Origin of the sequence: Pseudomonas sp. CMR5c (assembly GCF_003850545.1) — a bacterium.
Classification (GTDB): Bacteria; Pseudomonadota; Gammaproteobacteria; order Pseudomonadales; family Pseudomonadaceae; genus Aquipseudomonas; species Aquipseudomonas piscis.
This window is the reverse complement of record NZ_CP027705.1, coordinates 599574-624394: the sequence shown is the minus strand read 5'-3', so window position 1 is coordinate 624394 and position 24821 is coordinate 599574. Positions and strand designations below refer to the sequence as shown.

22 protein-coding genes are annotated in these 24821 nt (G+C 63.7%); 6 read left to right on the top strand and 16 right to left on the bottom strand.

Annotation, left to right across the window (positions count from 1 at the left end):
- Positions 1–13 precede the first annotated feature (13 nt).
- The 9 genes from hflC to C4K40_RS02785 all read right to left on the bottom strand — a co-directional run bounded on the left by hflC (position 14) and on the right by C4K40_RS02785 (position 9455).
- Entirely contained in the window at positions 14–883 is an 870-nt protein-coding gene (gene hflC, locus C4K40_RS02825) for a protease modulator HflC (RefSeq protein ID WP_022641567.1), read from the bottom strand.
- Positions 883–2061: an FtsH protease activity modulator HflK gene (hflK, locus tag C4K40_RS02820; protein ID WP_022641566.1), complete on the bottom strand. Its 1179-nt coding sequence runs from the start codon at positions 2059–2061 to the stop codon at positions 883–885. Before hflK ends, hflC begins: the two co-directional genes overlap by 1 nt.
- A 96-nt stretch (positions 2062–2157) precedes the next feature.
- A complete protein-coding gene (hflX, locus tag C4K40_RS02815) occupies positions 2158–3459 on the bottom strand; it encodes a ribosome rescue GTPase HflX (protein WP_022641367.1) in 1302 nt (433 codons plus the stop codon).
- 12 nt (positions 3460–3471) lie between these two features.
- Positions 3472–3732 carry an RNA chaperone Hfq gene (hfq, locus tag C4K40_RS02810; RefSeq protein ID WP_007921378.1) on the bottom strand — a complete coding sequence of 87 codons (261 nt, stop codon included), beginning with the start codon at positions 3730–3732 and terminating at the stop codon, positions 3472–3474.
- A gap of 92 nt (positions 3733–3824) precedes the next feature.
- Positions 3825–4796, bottom strand: a complete 972-nt coding sequence (gene miaA, locus C4K40_RS02805; RefSeq protein WP_053132349.1) for a tRNA (adenosine(37)-N6)-dimethylallyltransferase MiaA — start codon at positions 4794–4796, stop codon at positions 3825–3827.
- Positions 4796–6709 carry a DNA mismatch repair endonuclease MutL gene (gene mutL / locus C4K40_RS02800; protein ID WP_053132353.1) on the bottom strand — a complete coding sequence of 638 codons (1914 nt, stop codon included), beginning with the start codon at positions 6707–6709 and terminating at the stop codon, positions 4796–4798. The genes miaA and mutL overlap by 1 nt, the downstream gene beginning before the upstream one ends.
- Complete coding sequence (locus C4K40_RS02795) at positions 6706–8133, bottom strand: N-acetylmuramoyl-L-alanine amidase (protein WP_201770013.1); 1428 nt, start codon at positions 8131–8133, stop codon at positions 6706–6708. Before C4K40_RS02795 ends, mutL begins: the two co-directional genes overlap by 4 nt.
- Before the next feature lie 3 nt (positions 8134–8136).
- On the bottom strand, positions 8137–8607 hold the full coding sequence (gene tsaE, locus C4K40_RS02790; RefSeq protein ID WP_031320622.1) for a tRNA (adenosine(37)-N6)-threonylcarbamoyltransferase complex ATPase subunit type 1 TsaE: 471 nt from the start codon (positions 8605–8607) through the stop codon (positions 8137–8139).
- Positions 8595–9455, bottom strand: coding sequence for an NAD(P)H-hydrate dehydratase (locus C4K40_RS02785; protein ID WP_053132355.1), 861 nt, complete (start codon positions 9453–9455; stop codon positions 8595–8597). The genes tsaE and C4K40_RS02785 overlap by 13 nt, the downstream gene beginning before the upstream one ends.
- 64 nt (positions 9456–9519) lie before the next feature.
- On the opposite strand from C4K40_RS02785, the gene queG reads away from it, so the two are divergent.
- Positions 9520–10599: a tRNA epoxyqueuosine(34) reductase QueG gene (gene queG, locus C4K40_RS02780; protein ID WP_053132359.1), complete on the top strand. Its 1080-nt coding sequence runs from the start codon at positions 9520–9522 to the stop codon at positions 10597–10599.
- Here queG and C4K40_RS02775 read toward each other — a convergent pair.
- Together C4K40_RS02775 and orn are read right to left on the bottom strand one after the other, a co-directional pair.
- Entirely contained in the window at positions 10581–11192 is a 612-nt protein-coding gene (locus tag C4K40_RS02775) for a trimeric intracellular cation channel family protein (RefSeq protein ID WP_022641361.1), read from the bottom strand. The two genes, queG and C4K40_RS02775, sit on opposite strands and share 19 nt — an antisense overlap.
- A gap of 102 nt (positions 11193–11294) precedes the next feature.
- Positions 11295–11837 (bottom strand): oligoribonuclease, encoded by a 543-nt coding sequence (orn, locus tag C4K40_RS02770; RefSeq protein WP_022641360.1) that lies wholly within the window; start codon positions 11835–11837, stop codon positions 11295–11297.
- Between the two features lie 108 nt (positions 11838–11945).
- Here orn and rsgA point away from each other — a divergent pair, with 108 nt between their 5' ends.
- Positions 11946–12977, top strand: coding sequence for a small ribosomal subunit biogenesis GTPase RsgA (rsgA, locus tag C4K40_RS02765; RefSeq protein ID WP_022641359.1), 1032 nt, complete (start codon positions 11946–11948; stop codon positions 12975–12977).
- 72 nt (positions 12978–13049) lie between these two features.
- Here rsgA and motB read toward each other — a convergent pair whose 3' ends face one another.
- On the bottom strand, positions 13050–14150 hold the full coding sequence (motB, locus tag C4K40_RS02760; protein ID WP_083456917.1) for a flagellar motor protein MotB: 1101 nt from the start codon (positions 14148–14150) through the stop codon (positions 13050–13052).
- A gap of 3 nt (positions 14151–14153) precedes the next feature.
- Entirely contained in the window at positions 14154–15005 is an 852-nt protein-coding gene (motA, locus tag C4K40_RS02755; RefSeq protein ID WP_022641357.1) for a flagellar motor stator protein MotA, read from the bottom strand.
- Between the two features lie 165 nt (positions 15006–15170).
- On the opposite strand from motA, the gene C4K40_RS02750 reads away from it, so the two are divergent.
- Genes C4K40_RS02750 through asd form a run of 3 tightly spaced genes read left to right on the top strand, consistent with a single transcriptional unit; the run spans position 15171 to position 18448 of the window.
- Entirely contained in the window at positions 15171–16709 is a 1539-nt protein-coding gene (locus tag C4K40_RS02750) for an HDOD domain-containing protein (RefSeq protein ID WP_031320621.1), read from the top strand.
- A gap of 43 nt (positions 16710–16752) precedes the next feature.
- Positions 16753–17568: a thiosulfate sulfurtransferase gene (gene rhdA, locus C4K40_RS02745; protein ID WP_022641355.1), complete on the top strand. Its 816-nt coding sequence runs from the start codon at positions 16753–16755 to the stop codon at positions 17566–17568.
- A gap of 19 nt (positions 17569–17587) precedes the next feature.
- Positions 17588–18448 carry an archaetidylserine decarboxylase gene (gene asd, locus C4K40_RS02740; protein ID WP_053132362.1) on the top strand — a complete coding sequence of 287 codons (861 nt, stop codon included), beginning with the start codon at positions 17588–17590 and terminating at the stop codon, positions 18446–18448.
- Between the two features lie 73 nt (positions 18449–18521).
- Here asd and serB read toward each other — a convergent pair whose 3' ends face one another.
- Positions 18522–19736, bottom strand: coding sequence for a phosphoserine phosphatase SerB (gene serB / locus C4K40_RS02735; RefSeq protein WP_022641353.1), 1215 nt, complete (start codon positions 19734–19736; stop codon positions 18522–18524).
- A 133-nt stretch (positions 19737–19869) separates the two neighbouring features.
- On the opposite strand from serB, the gene C4K40_RS02730 reads away from it, so the two are divergent.
- The gene (locus C4K40_RS02730) at positions 19870–21402 is read left to right on the top strand and encodes an AhpA/YtjB family protein (protein ID WP_031320620.1); all 1533 of its coding nucleotides are present in this window, start codon (positions 19870–19872) and stop codon (positions 21400–21402) included.
- A 279-nt stretch (positions 21403–21681) separates the two neighbouring features.
- Here the strand turns inward: C4K40_RS02730 and C4K40_RS02725 are convergent, their stop codons facing one another.
- Both C4K40_RS02725 and parC read right to left on the bottom strand, forming a co-directional pair.
- Complete coding sequence (locus tag C4K40_RS02725) at positions 21682–22392, bottom strand: membrane integrity-associated transporter subunit PqiC (protein WP_022641351.1); 711 nt, start codon at positions 22390–22392, stop codon at positions 21682–21684.
- Between the two features lie 167 nt (positions 22393–22559).
- On the bottom strand, positions 22560–24818 hold the full coding sequence (gene parC, locus C4K40_RS02720) for a DNA topoisomerase IV subunit A (protein ID WP_053132365.1): 2259 nt from the start codon (positions 24816–24818) through the stop codon (positions 22560–22562).
- Positions 24819–24821: the final 3 nt, after the last annotated feature.

The window sequence follows — 24821 nt, the reverse complement described above, 5'->3', positions numbered from 1 at the left end:
GGTCAAGGGCGGATCAAGGCTTGGACTTTTCCAGGTAGTGGAAGAAGTCGCTGCTCGGATCCAGGACCATGACGTCGGATTTGTTCGCGAAGCTTTCACGGTAGGCTCGCAGGCTACGGTAGAACGCGTAGAACTCCTGGTCCTGGCCGTAGGCCTTGGCATAGATAGCCGCAGCCTGGGCGTCGCCATCACCGCGCGCCTCTTCGGACTCACGATAGGCTTCGGCCAGCAGTACACGGCGCTGACGATCGGCGTCGGCACGGATACCTTCGGCCAGCTCGTTACCCTTGGCACGATGCTCGCGAGCCTCACGCTCACGCTCGGTGCTCATCCGCTCGAACACGCTGCGGTTCACTTCCTTGGGCAGGTCGATAGCCTTGACCCGGACATCCACGACTTCGATGCCCAGTTCCTTCTCCGCCATCTTGTTCAGCGAGCCGGTGATGTCGGCCATCAGCGCATCGCGCTCGCCCGACACCACTTCGTGCAGGGTGCGCTTACCGAACTGGTCGCGCAGGCCCGATTCCAGGCGGCGGGACAGGCGCTCGTCAGCGATCTGCTTGAGACCGGAAGTCGCGGTGTAGAAACGCTCGGCGTCCTTCACCCGCCACTTGGCGTAGGCATCCACCATCACCGCTTTCTTTTCCAGGGTCAGGAAGCGCTGAGTCGGTGCATCCAGGGTCATCAGGCGTGCATCGAACTTACGCACCTGGTTCACGTAGGGCACTTTCACATGCAGGCCAGGCTGGACATCGGCCTGGACCACACGACCGAACTGCAGCAACACCGCGCGCTCGGTCTGAGCCACGATGTAGAAGCTGTTCCAGGCAACCACCGCCACGACTACACCCACGATCAGGGCGATCAGCGATTTATTGCTCATCAGCGACTCTCCCTAGAACGCGTCTGCTGCTGTTGCTGCATATGCTCAACCGCCGCGCGCGCATTCGCTTCATTGCTGGAAGTAGAAGCAGAGCCCGTTACCGAGGAGCCACCGCTACGACCACTGTCGATCATCTTGTCCAACGGCAGGTACAGCAGGTTGTTCTGCCCGCCCTTGCCACCGGTCACCAGCACCTTGCTGGTATTGCTGAAGACTTCCTGCATGGTGTCCAGGTACAGGCGCTGGCGAGTAACCTCTGGCGCCTTGCGGTACTCGGCGACCAGCTTGGTGAAGCGATCGGCCTCACCCTTGGCGCGCGAGACCACCTCGTCGCGGTAACCGTTGGCATCCTCGAGAATGCGCTGGGCCTGACCGCGAGCTTCAGGAACCACGCCGTTGGCGTAGGTTTCAGCCTGGTTGCGCGAACGCTGCTCATCTTCACGAGCACGGATCACGTCGTCGAAGGCTTCCTGCACTTCACGCGGGGCCGCCGCGCTCTGCACGTTCACCTGGGTCACGGTGATACCGGTGCGATAGTTGTCGAGGAAACGCTGCAGACGCTCCTTGATCTCGCTGGCCATGAGTTCACGACCCTCGGTCAACACCTGGTCCATGGCGGTGGAGCCCACCACATGGCGCAGGGCACTGTCGGTCGCGTGCTGCAGGCTGATCTCCGGCTGGTCGACGTTCAGCACGAAGTCCTGCAGGTTACTGATCTTGTACTGCACGGTCAGTGGCACCTCGACGATGTTCTCGTCCTCGGTCAGCATCTGGCCCTGCTTGGTGTAGGCACGCTCACGCGTGACGTTTTCCATGTACTTGCGATCGATCGGCGGGAAATAGATGTTCAGGCCCGGGCCAACGGTCTCGTAATACTTGCCGAAGCGCAGCACCACGGCCTGCTCCTGCTCGTCGACGACGTAGACGGCGCTGTACAGCCATGCCGCCGCCAACACCACAAGACCAATGCCCAGCAAGCCGAAACCACCGCCCTTGCCGGAGCTGGGGCCGTCATCACCACGTTTCTTACCACCACCGAACAACCCATTCAGGCTTTCCTGCAGCTTACGGAAGGCCTCGTCGAGATCTGGCGGCCCCTTGCGATCGCCGTTATTGCGGCGCTTACCGCCCCAAGGGTCCTGATTATTCGAGTTGCCACCCGGCTCATTCCAAGCCATAGCGCTCTCCATCTGATAAAGCAAAGACGCGCCCACGGCGCGCCGGCCAATGCTACAGAATGCCTGCTACAGCGGCACAACCGCATGCCCAGGCTTTTATTGCAAAGTGTGTTGCTCGATGAAGTCCGACGGTTGCCATCCTTCGCGACTGACCAGCCGATTCAACTCGGTACGGGGCAGGCGAACGGCCAGCAAACTGACACCCTCGTCGTCGTGATCTTCTTTCTGCACAGCGTTCAACTGGAAAAACTGTGCTCGCAGTCGAGCAAAACGCTGGGGCAAGCGCAAGGTGCCCACGAACAAATCTTCACCCAAAAGCTCGGCGATGGCCTGCTTGAGCAGGTCAAGCCCTTGCCCGTCACGGGCCGAAAGCCAGACCCGCTGCGGCTTGCCATCGGGATCGCGCTGGATCTGCGGCTCAACCCCCTCGAGCAAATCGAGTTTGTTATAGACCTCCAGGATCGGCAAGTCTTGAGCCCCGATCTCCCCCAGCACCACCATGACCTGCTCGATCTGGGCCATGCGCTCAGGCTCATGGGCGTCGATCACATGCAGCAGCAAGTCGGAGTTGCTCGACTCTTCGAGAGTCGCACGGAACGCCTCGACCAGTTTGTGCGGCAAGTGGCGAATGAAGCCCACGGTATCGGCCAGCACGATCGGCCCCAAGTCATCCAGCTCAAGCCGGCGCAAGGTAGGGTCGAGGGTGGCGAAAAGCTGGTCTGCCGCGTAGACATCGGACACGGTGACAGCATTGAACAGGGTGGACTTGCCGGCGTTGGTATAACCCACCAGCGATACCGAGGGGATATCGGCCCGTTTGCGGCCGCGACGAGCCTGCTCACGCTGGCTGCGGACCTTTTCCAGGCGCGCCTTGATCTGGCGCAAACGCACTCGCAGCAGGCGTCGGTCGGTTTCCAGCTGGGTTTCCCCCGGACCACGCAGACCGATACCGCCTTTCTGTCGTTCGAGGTGAGTCCAGCCACGAACCAATCGGGTGCTCATGTGCTCAAGCTGGGCCAGTTCGACCTGGAGCTTGCCTTCATGAGTACGGGCTCGTTGAGCGAAGATATCGAGAATCAGCCCCGTGCGGTCGATCACGCGACACTCGAATGCGCGTTCGAGGTTGCGTTCCTGGCTGGGCGTGAGGACGTGATTGAAAATCACCAGGTCTACCTGTTCGGCTTTGACCAGGTCGCGCAATTCCTCGACCTTGCCGCTGCCAACCAGGTATTTGGCGGTTGGCCGATGACGCGGCACGCTGATAAACGCGACGGTCTCGGCGCCGGCCGATACTGCCAGCTCCTGAAACTCCTGCGGATCTTCGCGCGCCTCAGGGTCCTGACCTTCCAAGTGAACGAGGATGGCTCGTTCACCACCACCGTGGCGCTCAAAGAACAAAGGAGACTCCTATCAGGCGTTACCTGGCTCAGCGTCACCCTGTTCGGACTCGGATGCACTAGGCAGGCGAATCGGGCGAACTGGAACCACTGTCGAGATAGCGTGCTTGTACACCATCTGGCTGACGGTGTTTTTCAGCAGGATGACGAATTGGTCGAAGGACTCGATCGTGCCTTGCAGCTTGATGCCGTTGACCAGATAGATGGAAACCCCAACTTTCTCTTTACGCAATGTATTCAAGTAAGGGTCTTGTAGCGAATGCCCTTTTGACATGTGCCGCACTCCTTTAAGGATCAATAATAAAAACCGGAAAACAGATGGCCAAAGCCGTCACACCCCCAAGGATAGACGGCAATTGCAAGGACTCAGCCCAATATGGAGATCGTCCCTAAGTATTTCAAGGCGCGTGGCAGATTGTCGCAATCCAAGCTGTCCAACCATTGCAGGCCGGACCAGCTGCGTAACCAGGTAAACTGGCGTTTCGCCAATTGGCGCGTGGCGATGATGCCCCGCTCCTGCATTTCGGCGAACGTCAACTTGCCATCCAGGTGATCCCAGACTTGGCGGTAGCCCACTGCACGTATAGACGGCAACCCGGCATGCAGGTCACTTCTGGAACGCAGAGCTACGACCTCATCGATGAATCCCTGTTCCAACATTTGTGTGAATCTTTGTGCAATACGTTGGTGCAGTACCTGGCGATTCGCCGGAGCGATGGCCAGATTGGCGACAGTATAGGGCAATTGGCCGTGTCCCGAAGCGCCTGCTTCGGTACTTTGCGCCAATTGACGCTGGCGATGGGCGGTCATCGTCAGGCCACTGGCCCGATAGACTTCCAATGCCCGGGTCAAACGCTGGGGATCATTGGGATGGATTCTCCCCGCGGACTCCGGGTCTACCGCCGCCAACTGGTCGTGCAGCGCCTGCCAACCAAGGCGCGCCGCCTCTTCTTCCAGCTCGGCGCGGATCTGCGGGTCCGCCGGCGGCATATCCGCCAGGCCTTCGAGCAGCGCCTTGTAATACAGCATGGTGCCCCCCACCAGCAGCGGGATCTTGCCCCGAGCGGTGATATCGGCCATCGCCGCCAGGGCATCGGTACGAAAATCCGCCGCCGAATAACTTTCGGCCGGGTCGAGGATATCGATCAGGCGATGGGGAAACTGCGCCAGCAGCTCCCTGGAGGGCTTGGCGGTACCAATATCCATGCCGCGATAGACCAGCGCCGAGTCGACACTGATCAATTCGCAGGGCAATACCTTGGTCAGCTCGATGGCCAGGTCGGTCTTGCCCGCCGCGGTCGGGCCCATCAGGAAAATCGCGGGAGGAAGCTGGGTCATCAACGGCCGCGCAAAAAGAGTTTGTCCAGGTCGTCCAGGCCCATCTGGGTCCAGGTCGGCCGGCCGTGGTTGCACTGGCCGCTGCGCTCGGTGTTTTCCATGTCGCGCAGCAGTGCGTTCATCTCCGGGATGGCCAGGCGCCGATTGGCGCGCACGGCACCATGGCAGGCCATGGTTCCCAGTAGTTCGTTGAGGTGGGCCTGGATACGATCACTGGTACCGTATTCCATCAGGTCCGCCAGTACGTCCTGCACCAGGCGATTGGCCTCGGCCTGCTTGAGCAACGCGGGAATCTGCCGAATCGCCAGGCTCTCAGGGCCCAGGCGCTGCAATTCGAAGCCCAGGCGCTGGAACCACTGGGCGTGCTCCTCGGCGCAATCGGCTTCGCGCTGGCTCAATGCCAGCGACTCGGGCACCAACAACGGCTGGCCACTGAGCCCCTCGCTGGCCATGGCTATCTTCAGCCGTTCGTACATGATCCGCTCATGGGCGGCATGCATGTCCACCAGCACCAGGCCAATGGCGTTCTCGGCCAGGATATAGATGCCCTTGAGCTGGGCCAGGGCATATCCCAGGGGAGGAATGTCGCCCTGGCGTTCCGGCAACGCGCCGCTCGCGCTCGGGGCATTTTCCAGCGGCGCATAGAATTCGCGGTAGACCGCCTGGCTCTCCCCGGCATTCACCGGCTGCGCTGGGCGTGGCGTGTACTGATATTGATAACCCGCACCCGCTGCGCTCGAGGAAAACGCCGGACGTTGCTCGCCCTGGGGCTGCTCGAGTACCGGCGAAGCCAGGCGCATCTCGCCCTGGGGCCCGAACTCACCAGCCTGCTGGCCGCTTGGGCGGACCATTTCGGCAGTCGAAGCAGGAGCCGCCAGCTGATCCTCCGGACGCACATCAGCCAAGGCCCGGTGCAGGGTGCCATACAGAAAGTCGTGGACCATCCGGCCTTCACGAAAGCGTACTTCGTGCTTGGTCGGATGCACGTTGACGTCGACCCCAGTGGGATCGAGCTCTAGGAACAGCACGAAAGTCGGGTGCCGGCCGTTGAACAGCACGTCACGGTAAGCCTGGCGCACCGCGTGGGCCACCAGCTTGTCGCGGACCGCGCGGCCGTTGACGAAGAAGTACTGCAGGTCCGCCTGGCTGCGCGAGAAGGTCGGCAAGCCGACCCAACCCCACAGGCGCAGGCCGTTGCGTTCGACTTCGATCGGCAGCGCCTGCTCGAGGAAGCCCGGACCGCAGATGGTGCCCACGCGCCGGGCCCGAGCCATCTCGTCGGCGGCCTCGTGCAGGCTGAAGATGGTCTTGCCATTGTGGCGCAGGTGAAAAGCCACGTCGAAGCGCGCCAGCGCCAGGCGCCGGATAACTTCCTGCAGGTGATCGAACTCGGTCTTCTCGGCCTTGAGGAACTTGCGCCGGGCCGGGGTATTGAAGAACAGGTCGCGCACTTCCACCGAGGTGCCGACCGGATGCGCCGCTGGCTGCACCCGCGGGGTCATGTCGCGGCCTTCGGTCTCCACCTGCCAGGCCTCGCTGGCCTCGGCGGTACGTGAAGTCAGAGTCAGCCGGGCCACCGAACTGATCGACGCCAAGGCTTCGCCGCGAAAACCGAGGCTGAGCACGCCTTCGAGATCTTCCAGCTCACGAATCTTGCTGGTGGCGTGACGTGCCAGGGCCAGCGGCAAGTCGTCAGGGGCGATACCACCGCCGTTATCACGTACCCGCAACAGCTTCACGCCACCTTGCTCGACCTCCACCTCGATCCGCCGGGCGCCGGAGTCGAGGCTGTTTTCCAGCAGTTCCTTGGCCACCGAGGCCGGACGCTCGACCACCTCGCCGGCGGCGATCTGGTTGGCAAGGCGCGGGCTGAGCAGCTCGATGCGCGAACCGCCGACTACTGACTCACTCATTCCTTGGCCGCCAGTTCAGTACCGGGGATGGTCAGAACCTGCCCCACTTTCAATTCATCGCCCTTGAGGTTGTTGGCACTGCGCAAGGCAGCGGCCGGAACCTGGTAGCGCACCGCGATCATGGCCAGGGTTTCTCCCGGGTTGACCCGGTGGTCACGGGGACCCTGGGCGATCTTTCCGGAATCCCGCAGCCAGGCGATATAGGTGCCTGGGGGCGGATTCTGCTGGAAGAACTGTCGCACGCCGCTGCTGATGGAGCGCGCCAGGGCCTGCTGGTGGCTGGCGGTGGCCAGTTTCGAGGCCTCGTTGGAGTTGGAGATGAAGCCGGTCTCCACCAGGATCGAAGGAATGTCCGGCGACTTGAGCACCATGAACCCAGCCTGCTCCACCCGCTGCTTGTGCAGTGGCGTGACCCGGCCGATGTTGTTCAACACCTTCTGCCCGACGTTCAGGCTGGAGGTCAGGGATGCGGTCATCGACAGGTCCAGCAGTACCCCGGCCAGCATCCGGTCCTTGTCATCGAGGCTGACGTTGCCGGCACCACCGATCAAATCGGAACGGTTTTCGCTATCCGCCAGCCAGCGCGCGGTTTCCGAAGTGGCACCGCGCTCGGACAGGGCGAACACCGAGGCACCGAAAGCCGCCGTGGACGGCGCGGCGTCGGCGTGGATCGAAACGAACAGGTCGGCGCCCTTCTTGCGGGCGATCTCGGTCCGGCCACGCAGAGGAATGAAGTAGTCGCCGGTACGGGTCAACTCGGCACGGTAGCCCTTGACGCCGTTGATCTGGCGCTGCAGTTCACGGGCGATGGACAACACCACGTCCTTCTCGTGCTGGCCACGGGAGCCGGACGCGCCCGGGTCCTCGCCGCCGTGGCCGGCATCGATCACCACGATGATGTCGCGCTTGCCCGCCGGGGCCGGAGGCAGCTTGATCGCCGGTTCTGCCGGCGTGACAGGCACTGCCGGGACGGTAGCCACGGCTGGCGGCGGCGCAGTCGGTGGCGCTGCGTCGGCCGGGTTGTCGAACAGGTCGACCACCAGGCGGTTGCCGTACTGGGCATTGGGGGCCAGGGTGAAGCTCTTCGGCGTGACGGCCTTCTTCAGATCCACCACTACCCGCAGGTCCGTGGGAGTCCGCTGCGCCGAGCGCATGGCAGTGATCGGGGTATTGGCCGTGGCGACATTCAGCGAACCACCGAGGGTGGCGCCATTGATATCGATCACCAGGCGATCCGGGGCCGTGAGGGTAAAGACGCTGTGTTGAACCGGGCCGGAGAGGTCGAATACCAATCGCGTGTTATCCGGTGCCCGCCAGAGGCGGACGCTGCGAACCTGTGTAGCGGCCACAGCATCGACGGCCAATGCCGTAAGCAACAGTCCTACGACAGCAACCAACGCGCGAATGCGCATACCTAACCCCATCAATTATTTGAATTCCAACGCCAAAGCGGCACACCAGGACTCGCCTCGCGAGCCTTGGGACAATAGATGTACGCAACGCCCATTGTTTTGCGGGGTAATGGTAATGGTCAGGTCGGGCTTTGGCAAAAAGCCTGCACCGCGCTGGGGCCACTCCAGAAGGCACAGGGCATCGCCTTCGAAATAGTCGCGGATCCCCAGGTACTCCAGTTCCTCCGGATCGACCAGGCGATACAGGTCGAAGTGGAAGGCCCGCACCGCACCGATCTCGTAGGGCTCCACCAGGGTGAAGGTCGGGCTCTTCACCGCGCCGGTGTGCCCCAGGCCGCGGATGATCCCCCGGGACAAGGTAGTCTTGCCCGCCCCCAGGTCCCCTTCGAGAAAGATCACTCCCACGCCACCGGTGATTTGAGCAATGCGTGCACCAAATTCCACCATGGCCTGCTCGTCGGCCAGATAAAGGGTTAACTCAGACACGGTGCTTGCTCCTCCAACAACTGACGAATGGCTGGAATCAGATCACTGGCCGCCAGCCCACGGCCCATTTTTCCTTGCTGCTCGCCGGCACTGGCATGCAGCCAGACCGCCAGACAAGCTGCCTCGAACGCCGGCAGGCCCTGGGCCAGCAACGCGCCGAGCAAACCAGCCAGGACATCGCCCAGGCCGGCCGTAGCCATCGCCGGATGCCCGGCATCGCAGCGGGCCAAACGCCCATTGGGGCTGGCCACCAGGCTGCCCGCCCCCTTGAGCACCGCCACCACACCATACTTGCGACTCAAGGCAAGGGCCGCAGCCGGGCGATCGGCCTGGATATCCGCAGTGGCCAGCCCCAGCAGTCGCGCCGCTTCCCCCGGATGCGGGGTCATCACGCTGCCGCTCGGCACCTGCAGGCCACCCAGGGCCAGCAGGTTCAGGGCATCGGCATCCCAGACCTGGGGCAACGGTGCATTGGCCGCCGCCGACAGCAGGCTGCGCCCCCAGGCGCCCTGGCCCAGGCCAGGACCGGCGACCAACACCGTGGCCCGGGCCAGCAGCTCCATCAACTGGTTGGCCGAGTGCGTACCCAGGGTCATGACCTCGGGCAGCCGGGCGCCGGCTGCCGCCACGTGCTCGCTGCGAGTGGCCAGCGACACCAGGCCCGCACCGCTGCGCAAGGCACTTTCGGCCGCCAGCAGCGCAGCACCGGCAAAACCCCGGTCGCCACCGATCAACAGCACATGGCCGAACTGGCCTTTATGGGCATCCATTGGACGGGCAGCCAGGCGCGGCAACTGACCGGCCGTCAGCAGTTGGATGTCTGGCAAGGGGTGTTTTGTCTGCGGCATGCGTCTTCCGGCTCCGATGTCTGGCAGAATTATACGCACCTCAGTAGTCGGTTTCTCTCGCCTCATGTCCGTCATCACCCAGGATCTTCCCGCCCTCGCCCAATCCATCAAGGACTGGGGCCGCGAACTGGGCTTCCAGCAAGTCGGCATCAGCGGCCTGGACCTTGCCGAACACGAAAGCCATCTGGAACGCTGGCTCGCCGCTGGCTACCACGGTGAAATGGAATACATGGGCGCCCACGGCAACAAACGCTCGCGCCCTGCGGAACTGGTGCCCGGCACCCTGCGCGTGGTTTCGCTGCGCATGGACTACCTGCCCGGCGACACCCAGATGGCCCAGCGCCTGGCCCAGCCGTCCAAGGCCTACGTCTCGCGCTATGCCCTGGGCCGCGACTACCACAAGCTGATCCGCAAGCGCGTGCAGCAACTGGCCGAGCGCATCCAGCAGGTCATCGGGCCCTTCGGCTACCGCGCCTTCGTCGACAGTGCGCCAGTGCTGGAAAAAGCCATTGCCGAACAGGCCGGCCTGGGCTGGATCGGCAAGAACACCCTGGTCCTCAACCGCAAGGCCGGCAGCTACTTCTTCCTCAGCGAACTGTTCGTCGACCTGCCGCTGCCAGTGGACGAGCCCCATGCCAGCGAGCATTGCGGGCGTTGCAGCGCCTGCCTGGATATCTGTCCGACCAACGCCTTCGTCGGCCCCTACCAGCTGGATGCCCGGCGCTGCATTTCCTACCTGACCATCGAGCTGAAGAACGCCATCCCCGAAGAATTGCGCCCGCTGATCGGCAACCGGGTATTTGGCTGCGACGACTGCCAGATCGTCTGCCCCTGGAACCGTTTCGCCCGCACCTCGGGCGAGGGCGACTTCAAGCCCCGGCACAACCTGGACAACGCCGAGCTGGCGGAGCTGTTCCTGTGGGATGAAGAGCAGTTTCTCAGCAGCACCGAAGGCTCACCGCTGCGGCGCGCCGGCTACGAGCGCTGGTTGCGCAACCTCGCGGTGGGCCTGGGCAACGCGCCGTCCACCATTCCAGTCCTGGAGGCCCTCAAGGCCCGCCAGGACTACCCGTCGGAGTTGGTGCGCGAACATGTGCAGTGGGCCCTGGCCCAGCATGCCAGCCGTCAATGCTCGTCGTTGTAGACGAACTTGGGCATTTCCCAGTGAAAGCGAATCGCCAGCAAGCGCAGCAGGAAGCCGCCGAACAACGTGATCAGGATCGACTGTTCGCTGGGTAGTTGCAGGTAGATGCACAGCATGTAGCACCAGGCCGCGGCGAAGGACACGCTGGCGTACAGCTCACGACGGAAAATCAGCGGAATATCGTTGCAGAAGATATCCCGGAGAATGCCGCCGAAGACCCCGGTGATCACCCCGCTGACCGAAGCCACCAGCATGCCGTGGCCCATCTCCAGGGCCGTCATGCAGCCGATCAGGGTGAAGGCCACCAGGCCGACCGCATCGAGCACCAAAAACAGCGAGCGCAGGTGGCGCATCAAGGGGGCGATGAAGATCGTCACCAGGGCCGCCACCGATGTCAGCACCAGGTACTCGGGATGCTTGACCCAGGTCAGGGGGTAATGCCCGAGCAGCACATCGCGTACCGAACCGCCGCCCAGGGCGGTGACGCAGGCGATCAGCACCACGCCGAACCAGTCCATGCCGCGACGTCCGGCAGAAAGGGCGCCAGTCATGGCTTCGGCGGTAATGGCGATCAGATAAAGCATCAGCAACATGTTGGCGGTCCCTTCAAGAAGGCGCGCAGTCTACTCAGTTGGCGCGGGCACCAAAAGAGGGCGGCAGCGGGCGCGAGGCAACCCGCCCGCTCGCCTGCATGTTCAGAGCTTGATGAAGTGCTTGCGGTAGTGCTGCAGCTCGGCGATGGATTCGCGGATGTCATCCAGGGCCAGGTGCGTGCTGCCCTTCTTGAAGCTGTCGCGCACCTCGGGCGCCCAGCGGGCAGCCAGTTCCTTGAGGGTCGAGACGTCGAGGTTGCGGTAGTGGAAATAGCTTTCCAGGCTCTTCATGTGGCGATAGAGGAAGCGCCGGTCCTGGCAGATGCTGTTGCCACAGATCGGCGACTTGCCCTTGGGCACCCATTGCTCCAGGAAGGCGATGGTCTGGGCTTCGGCCTCGGCCATGTCGATGCGGCTTTCACGCACCCGCTGGGTCAGGCCGGAATTGCCGTGCTGGCGAGTGTTCCACTCATCCATGCCGGCAAGGATCTCGTCGCTCTGGTGGATGGCGATGACCGGTCCTTCAGCCAAGGTGTTCAGGTTGCTATCGGTGACGATGGTCGCCATCTCGATGATGACGTCGGTGTCGGGGTTCAGACCGGTCATTTCCAGATCGATCCAAATCAGGTTCTGCGGGTTCTGCATGGGTGGGCTCCTCGGCGTAGTTGCGCAGTTTAGCCTAGAGGGCCTGCCCGGCGTGCTAAACTCGCCGCCGTTTTACCCAATCGCCGTAATTATCGACACGGAACATCAATGGCCAAACGCCAGCTCAATCGTCGCCAGAACTGGCGCATCGAAAAGATCCAGGGTGAGCGCGCAGCCCGCGCCGCCAAACGTGAGTCCTCCGTCATGGAGGCGCTGGAAGGGGGCGACCTGGGGCCGGAACAGACCGGCCTGGTGATCGCCCACTTCGGCGTCCAGGTCGAAGTCGAGGCCCGCGAAGGCGAACTGGCCGGCCAGGTGTTTCGCTGCCACTTGCGGGCCAACCTGCCAGCGCTGGTGACCGGCGACCAGGTGGTCTGGCGCGCCGGCAACCAGGGCATAGGGGTGATCGTCGCCCAACTGCCCCGCAGCACCGAGCTCTGCCGCCCCGACAGCCGTGGCCAGCTCAAGCCGGTAGCGGCCAACGTCGACATGATCGTGATCGTCTTCGCGCCCATGCCAGAACCCCACGCCAACCTCATCGACCGTTACCTGGTGGCCGCCGAGCACGCCGGAATCCGCCCCTTGCTGCTGCTGAACAAGGCCGACCTGATCGACGAGCAGAACGCCCCGGCGCTCAACGCCCTGCTGGCGGTCTATCGCCAGCTGGGCTATCCGCTGCTGGAAGTCTCGGCCCATCACGGCGACGGCATGGAGCAACTACAAGCGCTGCTCAATGGCCGCATCAGCGTGTTCGTCGGCCAGTCAGGGGTGGGCAAGTCGTCCCTGGTCAACAGCCTGCTGCCGGACGTCTTCACCCGGGTCGGCCCGCTGTCGGAGTTTTCCGGACAGGGCACCCACACCACCACCACCGCCCGGTTGTTCCACTTCCCCGGTGGCGGCGAACTGATCGACTCCCCCGGTATTCGTGAATTCGGCCTGGGTCACGTCAGCCGCGCCGACGTCGAAGCGGGTTTCATCGAGTTCAACGACCTGCTGGGCACCTGCCGCTTCCGTGACTGCAAGCACGACCGCGAGCCCGGCTGCGCCCTGCTCAAGGCCCTGGAAGATGGCCGCATCCAGCAACAGCGGATGAACAGCTACCGCTCGATCATCGCCAGCCTGCCCGACGACAGCTACTGACCCTGCCCCACGCAGAAACCACAAGGCCGCGATGATCGCGGCCTTGTGCTTTTTACCTGGCAGTTCCCGGTGTCACCGGGGTGCCGGCGCCGCAGGTGCAGGTGCAGGTGCAGGTGCAGGTGCAGGTGCAGGTGCAGGAGTCTGGCCCGCTGCGCCCTGCTCATCCATCTTCAGCACGCCGTCTTCGAAGATGTTCAGGCGCTGGCGCACTTCGTGGGCCGGCAGTGGCTCGCTGCCCGGCGGCAAGGCGTGCGGATCGGCCGCTGCAGCCGGTACTTCGCCAGGGGCTCCAGTGCCCTGGGTTGGCGCCGGAGTCTTCTGGTCGCCCTGTTCGCCCTCGATGGCGCGCTGGGCGCGCTTGGTCAGCACCACGATGTCGATACGCCGGTTGACCGGATTGAACGGATCCTTGCGATCGAACAGCGCCGAAGAAGCAAAACCCACTACCCGCGCCACTTGCGGATCAGGATAACCACCGGCCACCAGTGCTCGACGAGCGGCGTTGGCACGGTTGGCCGACAGCTCCCAGTTGCCGAACTCGCCGCTGCCCGAATAAGGCGTGGCATCGGTATGGCCGCTGATGCTGATCTTGTTCGGCACCGCCTTGATGGTGTCGGCCATGGCCAGCAGGATGTCTTCGAAATACGGCTTCAGGCGGGCACTGCCGGAGTCGAACATCGGCCGGTTCTCGGCGTCCATGATCTGGATGCGCAAGCCGTCAGGCGTGATCTCGAAAAGAATCTGGTCCTTGAACTTCTGCAGTTGGGGGTTTTCCTCGACCTTGTTCTGCAGCTCCTGCAGCAGCAGTTCGAGACGCTCGCGCTCGACCTGCTCGGCCATGCCCTCAACTTGCTCGGAGTCCACCGTGACCTTGTCCGGCTGGGGCTGGGACTGGATCTCGGGGTTCAGGGTGTTTTCCGGCGCCAGTTCCGGCGAGCCGCCCAGGTCGATGATGTAGGGCGTACCGCTTTCGGAAAAGCCGATCGGGTCCTTGAAGTAACCGGCGATGGCGATCTTCTGTTCCGGGGTGGCCGTGGACAACAGCCACAGCACCAGGAAGAACGCCATCATCGCCGTGGCGAAGTCGGCGAAGGCGATTTTCCAGGCGCCCCCGTGATGACCGCCAGCGAAGCGCTTGACGCGCTTGATGATAATCGGCTGATTGTTTTCCATGACTTAGCGACCGCGAACCGCTTGTTCCAGCTCGGCGAAGCTCGGACGGTGCGCCGGGTAGAGGACCTTGCGCCCGAACTCCACCGCCAGCGAAGGCGGCATGCCGGAAGCGGAGGCCACCAGGGATGCCTTGATGGCTTCATAGACGTTCAGCTCTTCCTTGGCATCGTGGGCCAGGGAATGGGCCAGCGGACCGAAGAAACCATAAGCCGCGAGAATACCGAAGAAGGTACCTACCAGCGCCGCACCCACGTGCAGGCCGATGGACTTCTGGTCACCGTCGCCCAGGGACGCCATGGTCACCACGATACCCAGTACCGCCGCGACGATACCGAAACCGGGCATGCCGTCGGCGATGCCGGTTACCGCATGGGAGGGGTGCTCGAGTTCTTCCTTGAGGCTGAACAGCTCCATGTCGAACAGGCCTTCGAGCTCGTGGGGAGCCATGTTGCCGGAGGACATGATGCGCAGGTAATCACAGATGTAGGCGGTCATGCGCTCGTCTTTGAGCACCGCCGGGTACTTGGCGAAGATCGGGCTGGCTGCCGCGTCCTCAATGTCGCCCTCGATGGCCATCATGCCTTCGCGGCGGCTCTTGTTGAGGATCTCGTAGATCAGGCCCAGCACTTCCAAGTAGAAGGTATGGGTGAAACGCGAGCTGAACATCCCCAGGGATTTCTTGACGACGTGCATCGTCATGTAGCCGGGGTTGGCCTGGAGGAACGCACCAAAGGCCGCACCACCGATGATCAACACCTCGAAAGGCTGGATCAGCGCTGCGATCTTGCCGTGGGAAAGCACGTATCCGCCGAGCACGCTAGCGAATACGACGATGATGCCGATGATTTTAGCCATAGATAGGAGAGTACTTATGAGTCGGGTTCAAGGTCATATTCGGAAGTTCTTAAAACTCTTCTTCTACTTATCGGCAAAACTGCGCCAGACTATAGCCAGTTAAGGTGAAAAGCCAGTTTGGCCCGCTCAGGGCGTGTTCACAGCAGACGATGATTGCGCCCGACCATGTCCAATGAAACCAGCACCCCGCACTCTGCCCCCAGCTCTCTAGAGGCCTGGCTCAAGCTTCTCGGCGCCGTGCGCCTGCCGGTGCCGCAAGCCAGCCACGACCGGGTCTGCAAGGCCATCGCCAACAACCGCAGTTCGCTGCGGGAAATCGCCGACCTGATGCAGAATAGCCCGGCATTGGCCCTCAGCGTGATCCGCGAGGCCAACCGGCACACCCATGGCAGCATGAGCGAGCCGGCGGAGAACCTGGAGATCGCGGTCAACCGCCTGGGCCTCAAGCGTACCCAGGAACTGCTGGAACAACTGCCGACCCTGCCCGAAGAGCAAATTCCCCAGGCCTTGCGGCAATTGCAGCTGATCAGCCAGCACGCCACCCAACAAGCCAACGGTTTCTTCGCCGGGCGCCTGGCCCGCTTGTGGCAGGACATCCACTGGGGCAGCCTGCTGTTCCTCTCTCCTCTATGGGCCATCGCCTTGAGCTACCCCAAGCTGATGGAAGAGTGGGAGCTGCGGGTCATCTACAAGCATGAGTCGGCGCGCAAGGTTGAACTGCAATTGTTCGGCGTACGCCTGATGGAGGTCTGCCAAGCCCTGGTTCAAGCCTGGCACCTGCCGATCTGGGTGCAACAGGGCTACCGCCTGCTGACCAGCGAGCAACACCTGCTGGCCAAGGTCCTGCTGATCGCCCGCGACAGCGATAACCCGCTGCGCCAGCAACAGCGCCTGGACGACGACCCGGAGCTGCGGCGCTGGCTGAACCAGCCGGCCAACTGCGTCCTGCTGGCCAACGGCATGGCCCTGGCGGCGCAATTTTCCTGGAACAACCCCCACGGCCAACGCTGGCAGAACCTCACCGCCCTGTACCTGCAGATACCGGTCGCCGAGGTCCAGCAACAGTTGCACCAACAAGCAGCCAACAGCGCCCGCAACGACAGCCAGCCCGATCTCTGGCACCCGGCCCAGGCCCTGCTCTGGCCCTGGAACGTGCGCCGCCTGCACAACGGCGAGCTGCCGGCACCCGCGCCAACACCCCTGGAACTGGCCAAGTGGCGCCAGCTGTGCAGCGAGCTGCTGCTCGAACCGAGTCCCTTCACCAATGCCGTGCACCTCACCGGGTTTGCCCGGGATGCCCTGGCGGCATGTGGCATGCGGCGGATCATGCTGCTGATGGTCGATCGCAGCCACAGCCAGTTGCGAGTGCAGCAGTTGCATGGCCTGCCCAGGGAAGCCGCCGGACTGAGCCTGCAAGCCAAGCAAAACCCGCTGCTACAGCGCTTGCTGGAGAAATCCGCGCAGATCCGCCTGACCCCGGACAACTATCGGCAATTCGCTCCCCACCTGCCCGGGGCCCTGCGCCAGTTGTTCCGTGGCGAGCACCTGCTGATCCGCTCGCTGTCCTGCAATGGTCGGGTTCTACTGCTGGCGATCGCCGACCAGGACGGCGTGCCCTTCGCCGAAACCAGCGTCCAGGCCTTCGGCAAGACCGCCCAGTGCATCGAGAAGGCCTTGCACAGCTTTACCAACCGCAGCCAGTAACGCTTGCGCTACAATTCCACCCTTTGTGCCCTGGGGACCTGACATGTCTGATTTTTCCGGCTTGCCGCTGGTCATCGAGCCCGGTGACCTGCTCGCCCGCCTCGACGCCCGCGAACTGATCCTGGTCGACCTGACCAGCGCCGCCCGCTACAGCACCGGGCATATTCCCGGGGCACGCTTCGTCGACCCCAAGCGTACCCAGCTCGGCCAGGCGCCAGCCCCGGGACTGCTGCCACCCAAGGCCGCCCTCGAGGCGCTGTTCGGTGAACTCGGACACAACCCCGACGCGGTCTACGTGGTGTATGACGATGAAGGCGGCGGCTGGGCCGGACGCTTCATCTGGCTGCTGGATGTGATCGGCCACCGGCACTATCACTACGTCGATGGCGGCCTGCCGGCCTGGCTGGCGGAAAGCCTGCCGGTATCCACCGAGGTACCGGAAATCGTCGGCGGCCCGGTGCCCCTGACCCTGCACGACGAACCTACCGCCACCCGCGAATACCTGCAGAGCCGCCTCGGCGCTGCCGACCTGGCCATCTGGGACGCCCGCGGCCCGCTGGAGTATTCGGGCGAGAAGGTCCTGGCCGCCAAGGGCGGGCATATTCCCGGCGCAGTGAATTTCGAATGGACCGCCGGCATGGACCAGGCCCGCCACCTGCGCATCCGCCGTGACATGCCGCAGATCCTCGAGAGCCTGGGCATCAGCAAAGACAAAGAAGTGATCACCCACTGCCAGACCCACCACCGCTCCGGCTTCACCTACCTGGTGGCCAAGGCGCTGGGCTATCCACGGGTCAAAGGCTACGCCGGCTCGTGGGGCGAATGGGGCAATCATCCCGATACGCCCGTAGAGATTTAAGGTTTTTTAAGGACACCCAATGAAAAAGCGTTTGTTCATCATCAGCCAGTACCTGCTGCCTCACCACCTGCTGTCGCGCCTGGCCGGCTGCATCGCCGAGTGCCGCGTGCGCTGGTTCAAGAATGCCTTCACCAGCTGGTTCGCCAAGCAGTACCAGGTAGACATGTCCGAGGCCCAGGTCGAGGACGTGACCGCCTACGAGCACTTCAACGCCTTCTTCACCCGCGCCCTGAAAGACGGCGCACGGCCGCTGGACCCGACTCCGGGCGCGGTGCTGAGCCCCGCCGACGGCGCCGTCAGCCAGCTCGGGCCGATCGAACATGGCCGGGTATTCCAAGCCAAGGGCCACAGCTACAGCGTTCTGGAGCTGCTGGGTGGTGATCCGACCCTGGCTGCGCCGTTCATGGGCGGCGACTTCGCCACCATCTACCTGTCCCCCAAGGACTACCATCGCGTGCACATGCCGCTGGCCGGCACCCTGCGAGAAATGGTCTACGTCCCCGGACGGATCTTCTCGGTCAACCAGACCACCGCGGAAAACGTCCCCGAGCTGTTCGCCCGCAACGAGCGCGTGGTGTGCATCTTCGACACCGAGCGCGGCCCCATGGCCCTGGTGCTGGTGGGCGCGATGATCGTCGCCTCGATCGAAACCGTCTGGGCCGGTTTGGTGACGCCACCCAAGCGCGAGCTCAAGACCGTGCGCTACGACGAGGCCGCCCGCGCCCCGATCCACCTGGAAAAAGGCGCCGAGATGGGCCGCTTCAAGCTGGGCTCCACCGCCATCGTGCTGTTCGGCCCAGACCAGGTGCAATGGGCCGAAGGGCTGGCGGCCGGTTCGCCAGTCCGCATGGGCCAGGGACTGGGCGCGCCCAAGGCTTGATGCCTGGCTGACACCGCAAACAAAAAACGCCGCTGATCAGCGGCGTTTTTCATGGGCGAAGACTCGTTCCCGATCAAGGCTGCCCGTCACGATCGCGCAAGCCCAACAGGTACAACACGCCGTCCAGGCCCAGGGTCGAGATCGCCTGCTTGGCCGACTGCTTGACCAGCGGCTTGGCGCGGAACGCCACGCCCAGGCCGGCGATACCCAGCATCGGCAGGTCGTTGGCACCGTCGCCGACCGCGATGGTCTGCTCCAGGCGCAAGCCTTCCTTCTGGGCCAGTTCACGCAGCAGGTCGGCCTTGCGCTGTGCATCGACGATCGGCTCCACCGCCACGCCGGTGACCTTGCCATCCACCACTTCCAGCTCGTTGGCGAACACGTAGTCGATGCCCAGCTTGGCTTGCAGCTGCTTGGCGAAATAGGTGAAGCCACCGGACAGGATCGCGGTCTTGTAGCCCAGGCGCTTGAGTTCGGCGAACAGGGTCTCGGCGCCCTCGGTCAGGCGCAGGGAGGCGCCGATGGAGTCCAGCACGCTGACGTCCAGCCCCTTGAGCAGAGCCAGGCGCTCCTTGAAGCTGGCGCGAAAATCCAGCTCGCCGGCCATGGCCCGCTCGGTGATTTGCGCGACCCGATCGCCGACCCCGGCGGCCTTGGCCAACTCGTCGATGACCTCGGCCTCGATCAGCGTCGAGTCCATGTCGAACACCGCCAGGCGCCGGTTGCGGCGGAACAGCGAGTCTTCCTGGAAGGCGATGTCGACGTTCAACTCCTGGGCCACGCTGAGGAATTCGGCCCGCAGCGCCTGGGGATCGGCAGCTTCGCCGCGCACCGAGAACTCGATGCAGCCCTTGCCCTGGTCGGCGGGCATATCCAGGGGCATGCGCCCGGACAGGCGATCGATATGGTCGATGTTCAAGCCGTACTTGGCAGTGATCGAACTCACCCGCTGCAACTGCTCGGCGGTGACCTTGCGGGTCAGCAGGGTGACGATGTGGCGCTGCTTGCCCTGCCCTGCCACCCACTGCTGGTAATCCTCCTCGGACACCGGGGTGAAGCGCACCTGCTGGTCGAGCTTGTAGGCGGTGAACAGGATGTCCTTGAGCACCGAGGAGCTGCGCTCGTCATCCGGGATCTCGACCAGGATGCCGAACGACAAGGCGTCGTGGATCACCGCCTGACCGATGTCGAGAATGTTCACACCACCCTGGGCCAGGACGCCGGTAATGGCCGCAGTCAGACCGGGACGATCTTCGCCGGTGATGTTTATCAGGACAATTTCGCGCAAGGCGCACCCCCGAGGTGGAAAAAAAGCGCATTCTACCCACTTTCGCTGACCATCGGGCACAGCCAGCGCTTTGCCGGCCTAGGGCCTCTCGCTATACTGCGCGTCAACTTCACGGACTAAAGAGCCGAGCTCAGTGAACCGGCCCACGCCAGTTAAAAACGATAACTTCTTCTTGCTGATCTTCCGTGCACTGCGCCACCGCCGTGTACCGATTGCATTGCGTATTGCCAGCCATAACGTGATCCTGGTCGCCCTGGCCCTGGTGATCTATGCCGGCGTGATGGGCCTGCAGTTCAAGCAAGCCATGCATGAGCAGGCGGACGCCCTGGGCCAGAGCCTGACCACCCAGACCGCCACCTCGGCCACCGAGCTGCTGGTGTCCAACGACATCCTCAGCCTCAACGTCTTGCTCAACAACCTGACCAAGAATCCGCTGGTGGCCCACGCGGCGATCTACAGCGTCGACAACCGCATTCTCGCCGAGGCTGGCCAACGGCCCAAGAGCAGCCTGCTGGGCGAAACCGAGGGTGTGTACCAGACCAAGATCACCTTCCAGGATGTCACCGCCGGCAACCTGCGGATCAGCCTGGACATGGCCCAGTTCCAGCAGCCGATGACCATCAGCCTGCAGAGCATGGGCATCCTCAGTGCCATCCTGCTGGCCCTGGCGCTCGCCCTGAGCCTGCGCCTGGGTCGCCATATCTCCACCCCGCTGCTGCAGCTGCGGGTCTGGCTGCGGGACCTGGACGAACATACCCCGGCGATCCAGCGCCAGGATGAAATCGGCGACCTGGCGCGCCAGCTGCACGCCCGCCTCGCCCCGGAAATCCCCGAGCCCGAGCCACAGCCCGAACCGCAAGAACAGGACGAGGAAGAAGACGCCCCGGCTTTCGAGATCCGCAACCTGCGCGATCCGAGCTTCGATGAAAGCGCCCCGGTGGCCGGCTTGAAACCAGCGCCACGGCATCTGGTCAGTGCCGAGGAAGACGAACTGGACGAAGAAGACCCGTTCGCCGACCTGCGCGATCACTCCTCACCCTCGGCGCCACTGGCCAAGCCCCAGGCGCAGCCCGAGGTCCCCGCCGAACCCCAGCACAGCGCCGTGCTGGCGGTGCAACTGGGCGCCCAGGAACAGCTGCGGCGCCTGCCCCGGGCGCGCCTGACGGAATTGCTCGAACGCTATCGTGATTGCCTCGACCAGGCGGCCTCGTTGTACCAGAGCGAGCTGCACACCCTGAACGATGGCAGCACGCTGATGCTGTTCCACAGCGAAGACAGCGGCGATGACTACCTGACCAACGCCATCTGCTGCGGCGAGCTCTTGCGCGCCCTGGGCCACGCCCTGCAGATCGAGGTGGCGGACAGCGGCATCACCCTGCAACTGCAACTGGGCCTGACCCTGGGCGAAGGGCTGTTCGGCCTGAGCCAGATCGACCTGCTGCTGACCGAAACCGCCCAGGACGCCCTGGCGCTGTCCCAGCACAGCCGCAACCTGCTGCTGGTGGAGCGCAAGGTCAACGACGATGTACTGCTGCGCCAACGGGCCCGTATCCGCCCGATCGCCAGCCCGGAAGGTGCCTGCTGCGTCGAGCGCCTGATGGAACCCTACCCGTCGATGCTGGAACGCCAGCTGGCGCGCATGCACGAGACCCGGGCCAAGCTGTAACGCCTGCCCTGCTCAACGAAGCCCGCCCGGCGCGTGATGCCGATCAGTTGAGCAAGGCGATCCCCTGGAGGATCAGCCGGTCGATGCTCGATTGCTCGCAATGCTCGTTAACGGTCGCACGTGTCGACCAGATACACGCAGCACCCTGCAGTCATCACGGGCAAGCCTCGCGCCTACAGCGTCCTTAGCTGATCGGCTTACCCTGCACAGGCTTTTTGTGCCTGCCCCCAGAAACCACAAGGCCCGCCAATGGCGGGCCTTGTCTTGCTGCGGATCACATCAGAAGCGGAACACTTCCATATCCGTACGGATCGGCGTGGCCATCGGCATCTTCGGCCGCTTTTCCGGCTCAGCCGGCTTGGGTGCCGGCGCCGCTGGCGCCTTGCGCGGCACCTCGGCCACCGCAGGCTGGTTGGCCAGGGGCTTGAGGGCACCGGACAGCTGTTCGGCCAGGCGCTGCAACAGCACGCCTTGAGCCTGCACCTGGGACGCGGTGGTCCCCGCATGCTGTTCCTGCAGGTGAACGATACGGTTGTCGCGTACCTGGCCGCGCCGGTCGATCAGGCGCCACTGGGCATCCAGCACCGCCGGCTGGGTCTTGCCGGAGTCCAGGCGGGTGATCGACAGCAGGACCTGCACATCCGGAGTGAAGCCGTTGGTGGCCGGGGCCAGCACCACTCGCTGGCTGTCCAGGTGACCGGCTACCTGGCGCAGCAGCAACTGGTCGATATCCGAAGAGAGGCTGCCGGCCCAACGGCCGTCGGTCGCGGCCTGCAGGCTGCCATCATCCTGGCGCTGCAGCAGGGTTTCACGTTGCAGGTAATCGGCAATCAGGACCGGACCCAGCAATACCGACATGCCGGTGCTGGCCGGCTGGGCTGGACTTCCGCTGTCCAGCTGATACAGCGACACCGGTTGGTGAACGCTGCAACCCGCCAGGCCGAGAACGCCCGCGAGCAGGAAAATAAAAGGAAGGCGCAGAACAGTCATCATCCCATCCAGGTGGCGGCCAACAGGCCAGCCACAGTGAAAATACTCAAAAAAACAGAATAACGCCGGACCAGGCCGGCGTTTGAAAGCGCATATCATCCGTGAATATGCGCCATGACTCCAGTGTTCCAACAACGATCGACCAGTTAAATGGCTGATCGCGCCTCTCAACTGAGAGGCTCTACCAACAACGCGTCCACTCGCTGGAAACCCCGTGGCAGCTTGTTGCCGCGGCGCCCGCGCTCGCCCTTGTAGTGCTCCAGGTCGTCGGCCTTGAGCGACAGGGTGCGCTTGCCCGCCTGCAGTACCAGAGTCGCGCCTTCCGGCAGCACCGCGATATCGGTCACATACTCCTCGCGACTGGCGACCCGCTCACCGGGAATACCGATGATCTTGTTGCCCTTGCCCTTGCCCAGCTGCGGCAGGTCGCTGATCTTGAACACCAGCAGGCGACCCTCGGTGGTCACCGAAGCCAGCCAGTTCTGCTCGCGATCGGCCACCGGCCTTGGCGCCAGGACCTTGGCATTGTTCGGCAGGCTCAACAGCGCCTTGCCCGCCTTGTTCTTGGCCTGCAAGTCCTCGCCCTTGACCACGAAGCCGTAGCCGGCATCGGAGGCGATCACATACAGCGCCTCGTCGTCCGGCAGCAGCACGCACTCGAAAGTCGCGCCCGGCGGCGGCGTCAAGCGGCCCGTCAGTGGCTCGCCCTGGCCACGGGCCGATGGCAGCGTGTGGGCCGCCACCGAATAACTGCGGCCGGTGGAGTCGATGAACACCGCAAACTGGTTCGAGCGCCCGGCAGCGGCGGTCTTGTAGCCATCGCCGGCCTTGTAGGACAGGCCAGTAGCGTCGATATCATGCCCCTTGGCGCAGCGGACCCAGCCTTTTTCCGACAGAACGATAGTCACCGGCTCGGTCGGCATCAGCTCGTTTTCCGACAGGGCCTTGGCTTCGGCACGCTCGACGATCGGCGAACGGCGGTCGTCGCCATAGGTCTCGGCATCCTGCAGCAGCTCGGTGCGCACCAGCTTCTTGAGCTTGGCCTCGCTGTTGAGCAGCGCCAGCAGCTTGGCCTGTTCCTTGAGCAGTTCGTCCTGCTCGGCCCGCAGCTTCATCTCTTCCAGTCGCGCCAGTTGCCGCAGGCGGGTGTCGAGGATGTAGTCGGCCTGGATCTCGCTGAGGGCGAAACGCTCGATCAGCCTGGCCCGTGGCTGGTCCTCGGTACGGATGATGTGGATCACTTCATCCAGGTTGAGGTAGGCAATCAGCAAGCCGTCCAACAGGTGCAGGCGGCGCTCGACCTTGTCCAGGCGGAACTGCAAGCGGCGGCGCACGGTGGCGACCCGGAATTCCAGCCATTCCACCAGCAGCGCGCGCAGGTTCTTCAGTTGCGGCTTGCCGTCCATGCCGATGATGTTGACGTTGACCCGATAGGTGGATTCCAGATCGGTGGTAGCGAACAAGTGCTGCATCAGCTCGCCCGGATCGACCCGGTTGGAGCGCGGGATGATCACGATGCGGCAAGGGTTCTCATGGTCCGACTCGTCCCGCAGGTCAGCCACCATCGGCAGCTTCTTGGCTTGCATCTGGGCAGCGATCTGCTCCAGCACCTTGGCTCCGGAGACCTGGTGCGGCAACGCGGAAACCACGATGTCGCCATCTTCGACCCGGTACACGGCGCGCATGCGCACCGAGCCACGGCCAGTCTCGTAGATCTTCAGCAGGTCGGCACGCGGGGTGATGATCTCCGCCTCGGTGGGATAGTCCGGCCCCTGGATGTGCTCGCATAGCTGTTCCACCGTGGCCTTGGGCTCGTCCAGCAGGCGTACGCAGGCCGAAGCCACTTCCCGCAGGTTGTGCGGCGGTACGTCGGTGGCCATGCCCACGGCGATGCCGGTGGTACCGTTGAGCAGGATATTCGGCAGGCGCGCCGGCAGTACCAGCGGCTCCTGCAGCGTGCCGTCGAAGTTCGGCCCCCAGTCCGCGGTGCCCTGGCCCAGCTCGCTGAGCAGCACCTCGGAATAGCGCGACAGGCGCGCCTCGGTGTAGCGCATGGCCGCGAAGGACTTGGGATCGTCCGGCGCCCCCCAGTTGCCCTGGCCGTCCACCAGCGTGTAGCGGTAGCTGAACGGCTGGGCCATGAGCACCATGGCTTCGTAGCAGGCGGAGTCGCCGTGCGGGTGGAACTTGCCGAGCACATCACCCACGGTACGGGCGGACTTCTTGTGCTTGGAATCGGCATCCAGCCCCAGCTCACTCATGGCGTAGACGATACGCCGCTGTACCGGTTTCAGGCCGTCGCCGATATGCGGCAGCGCACGGTCCATGATCACGTACATGGAGTAGTTGAGGTAGGCATTTTCGGTGAAGTCAGCCAGTGACCGGCGTTCTACGCCATCCAGGCTGAGATCAAGGGAGTCGCTCATGCG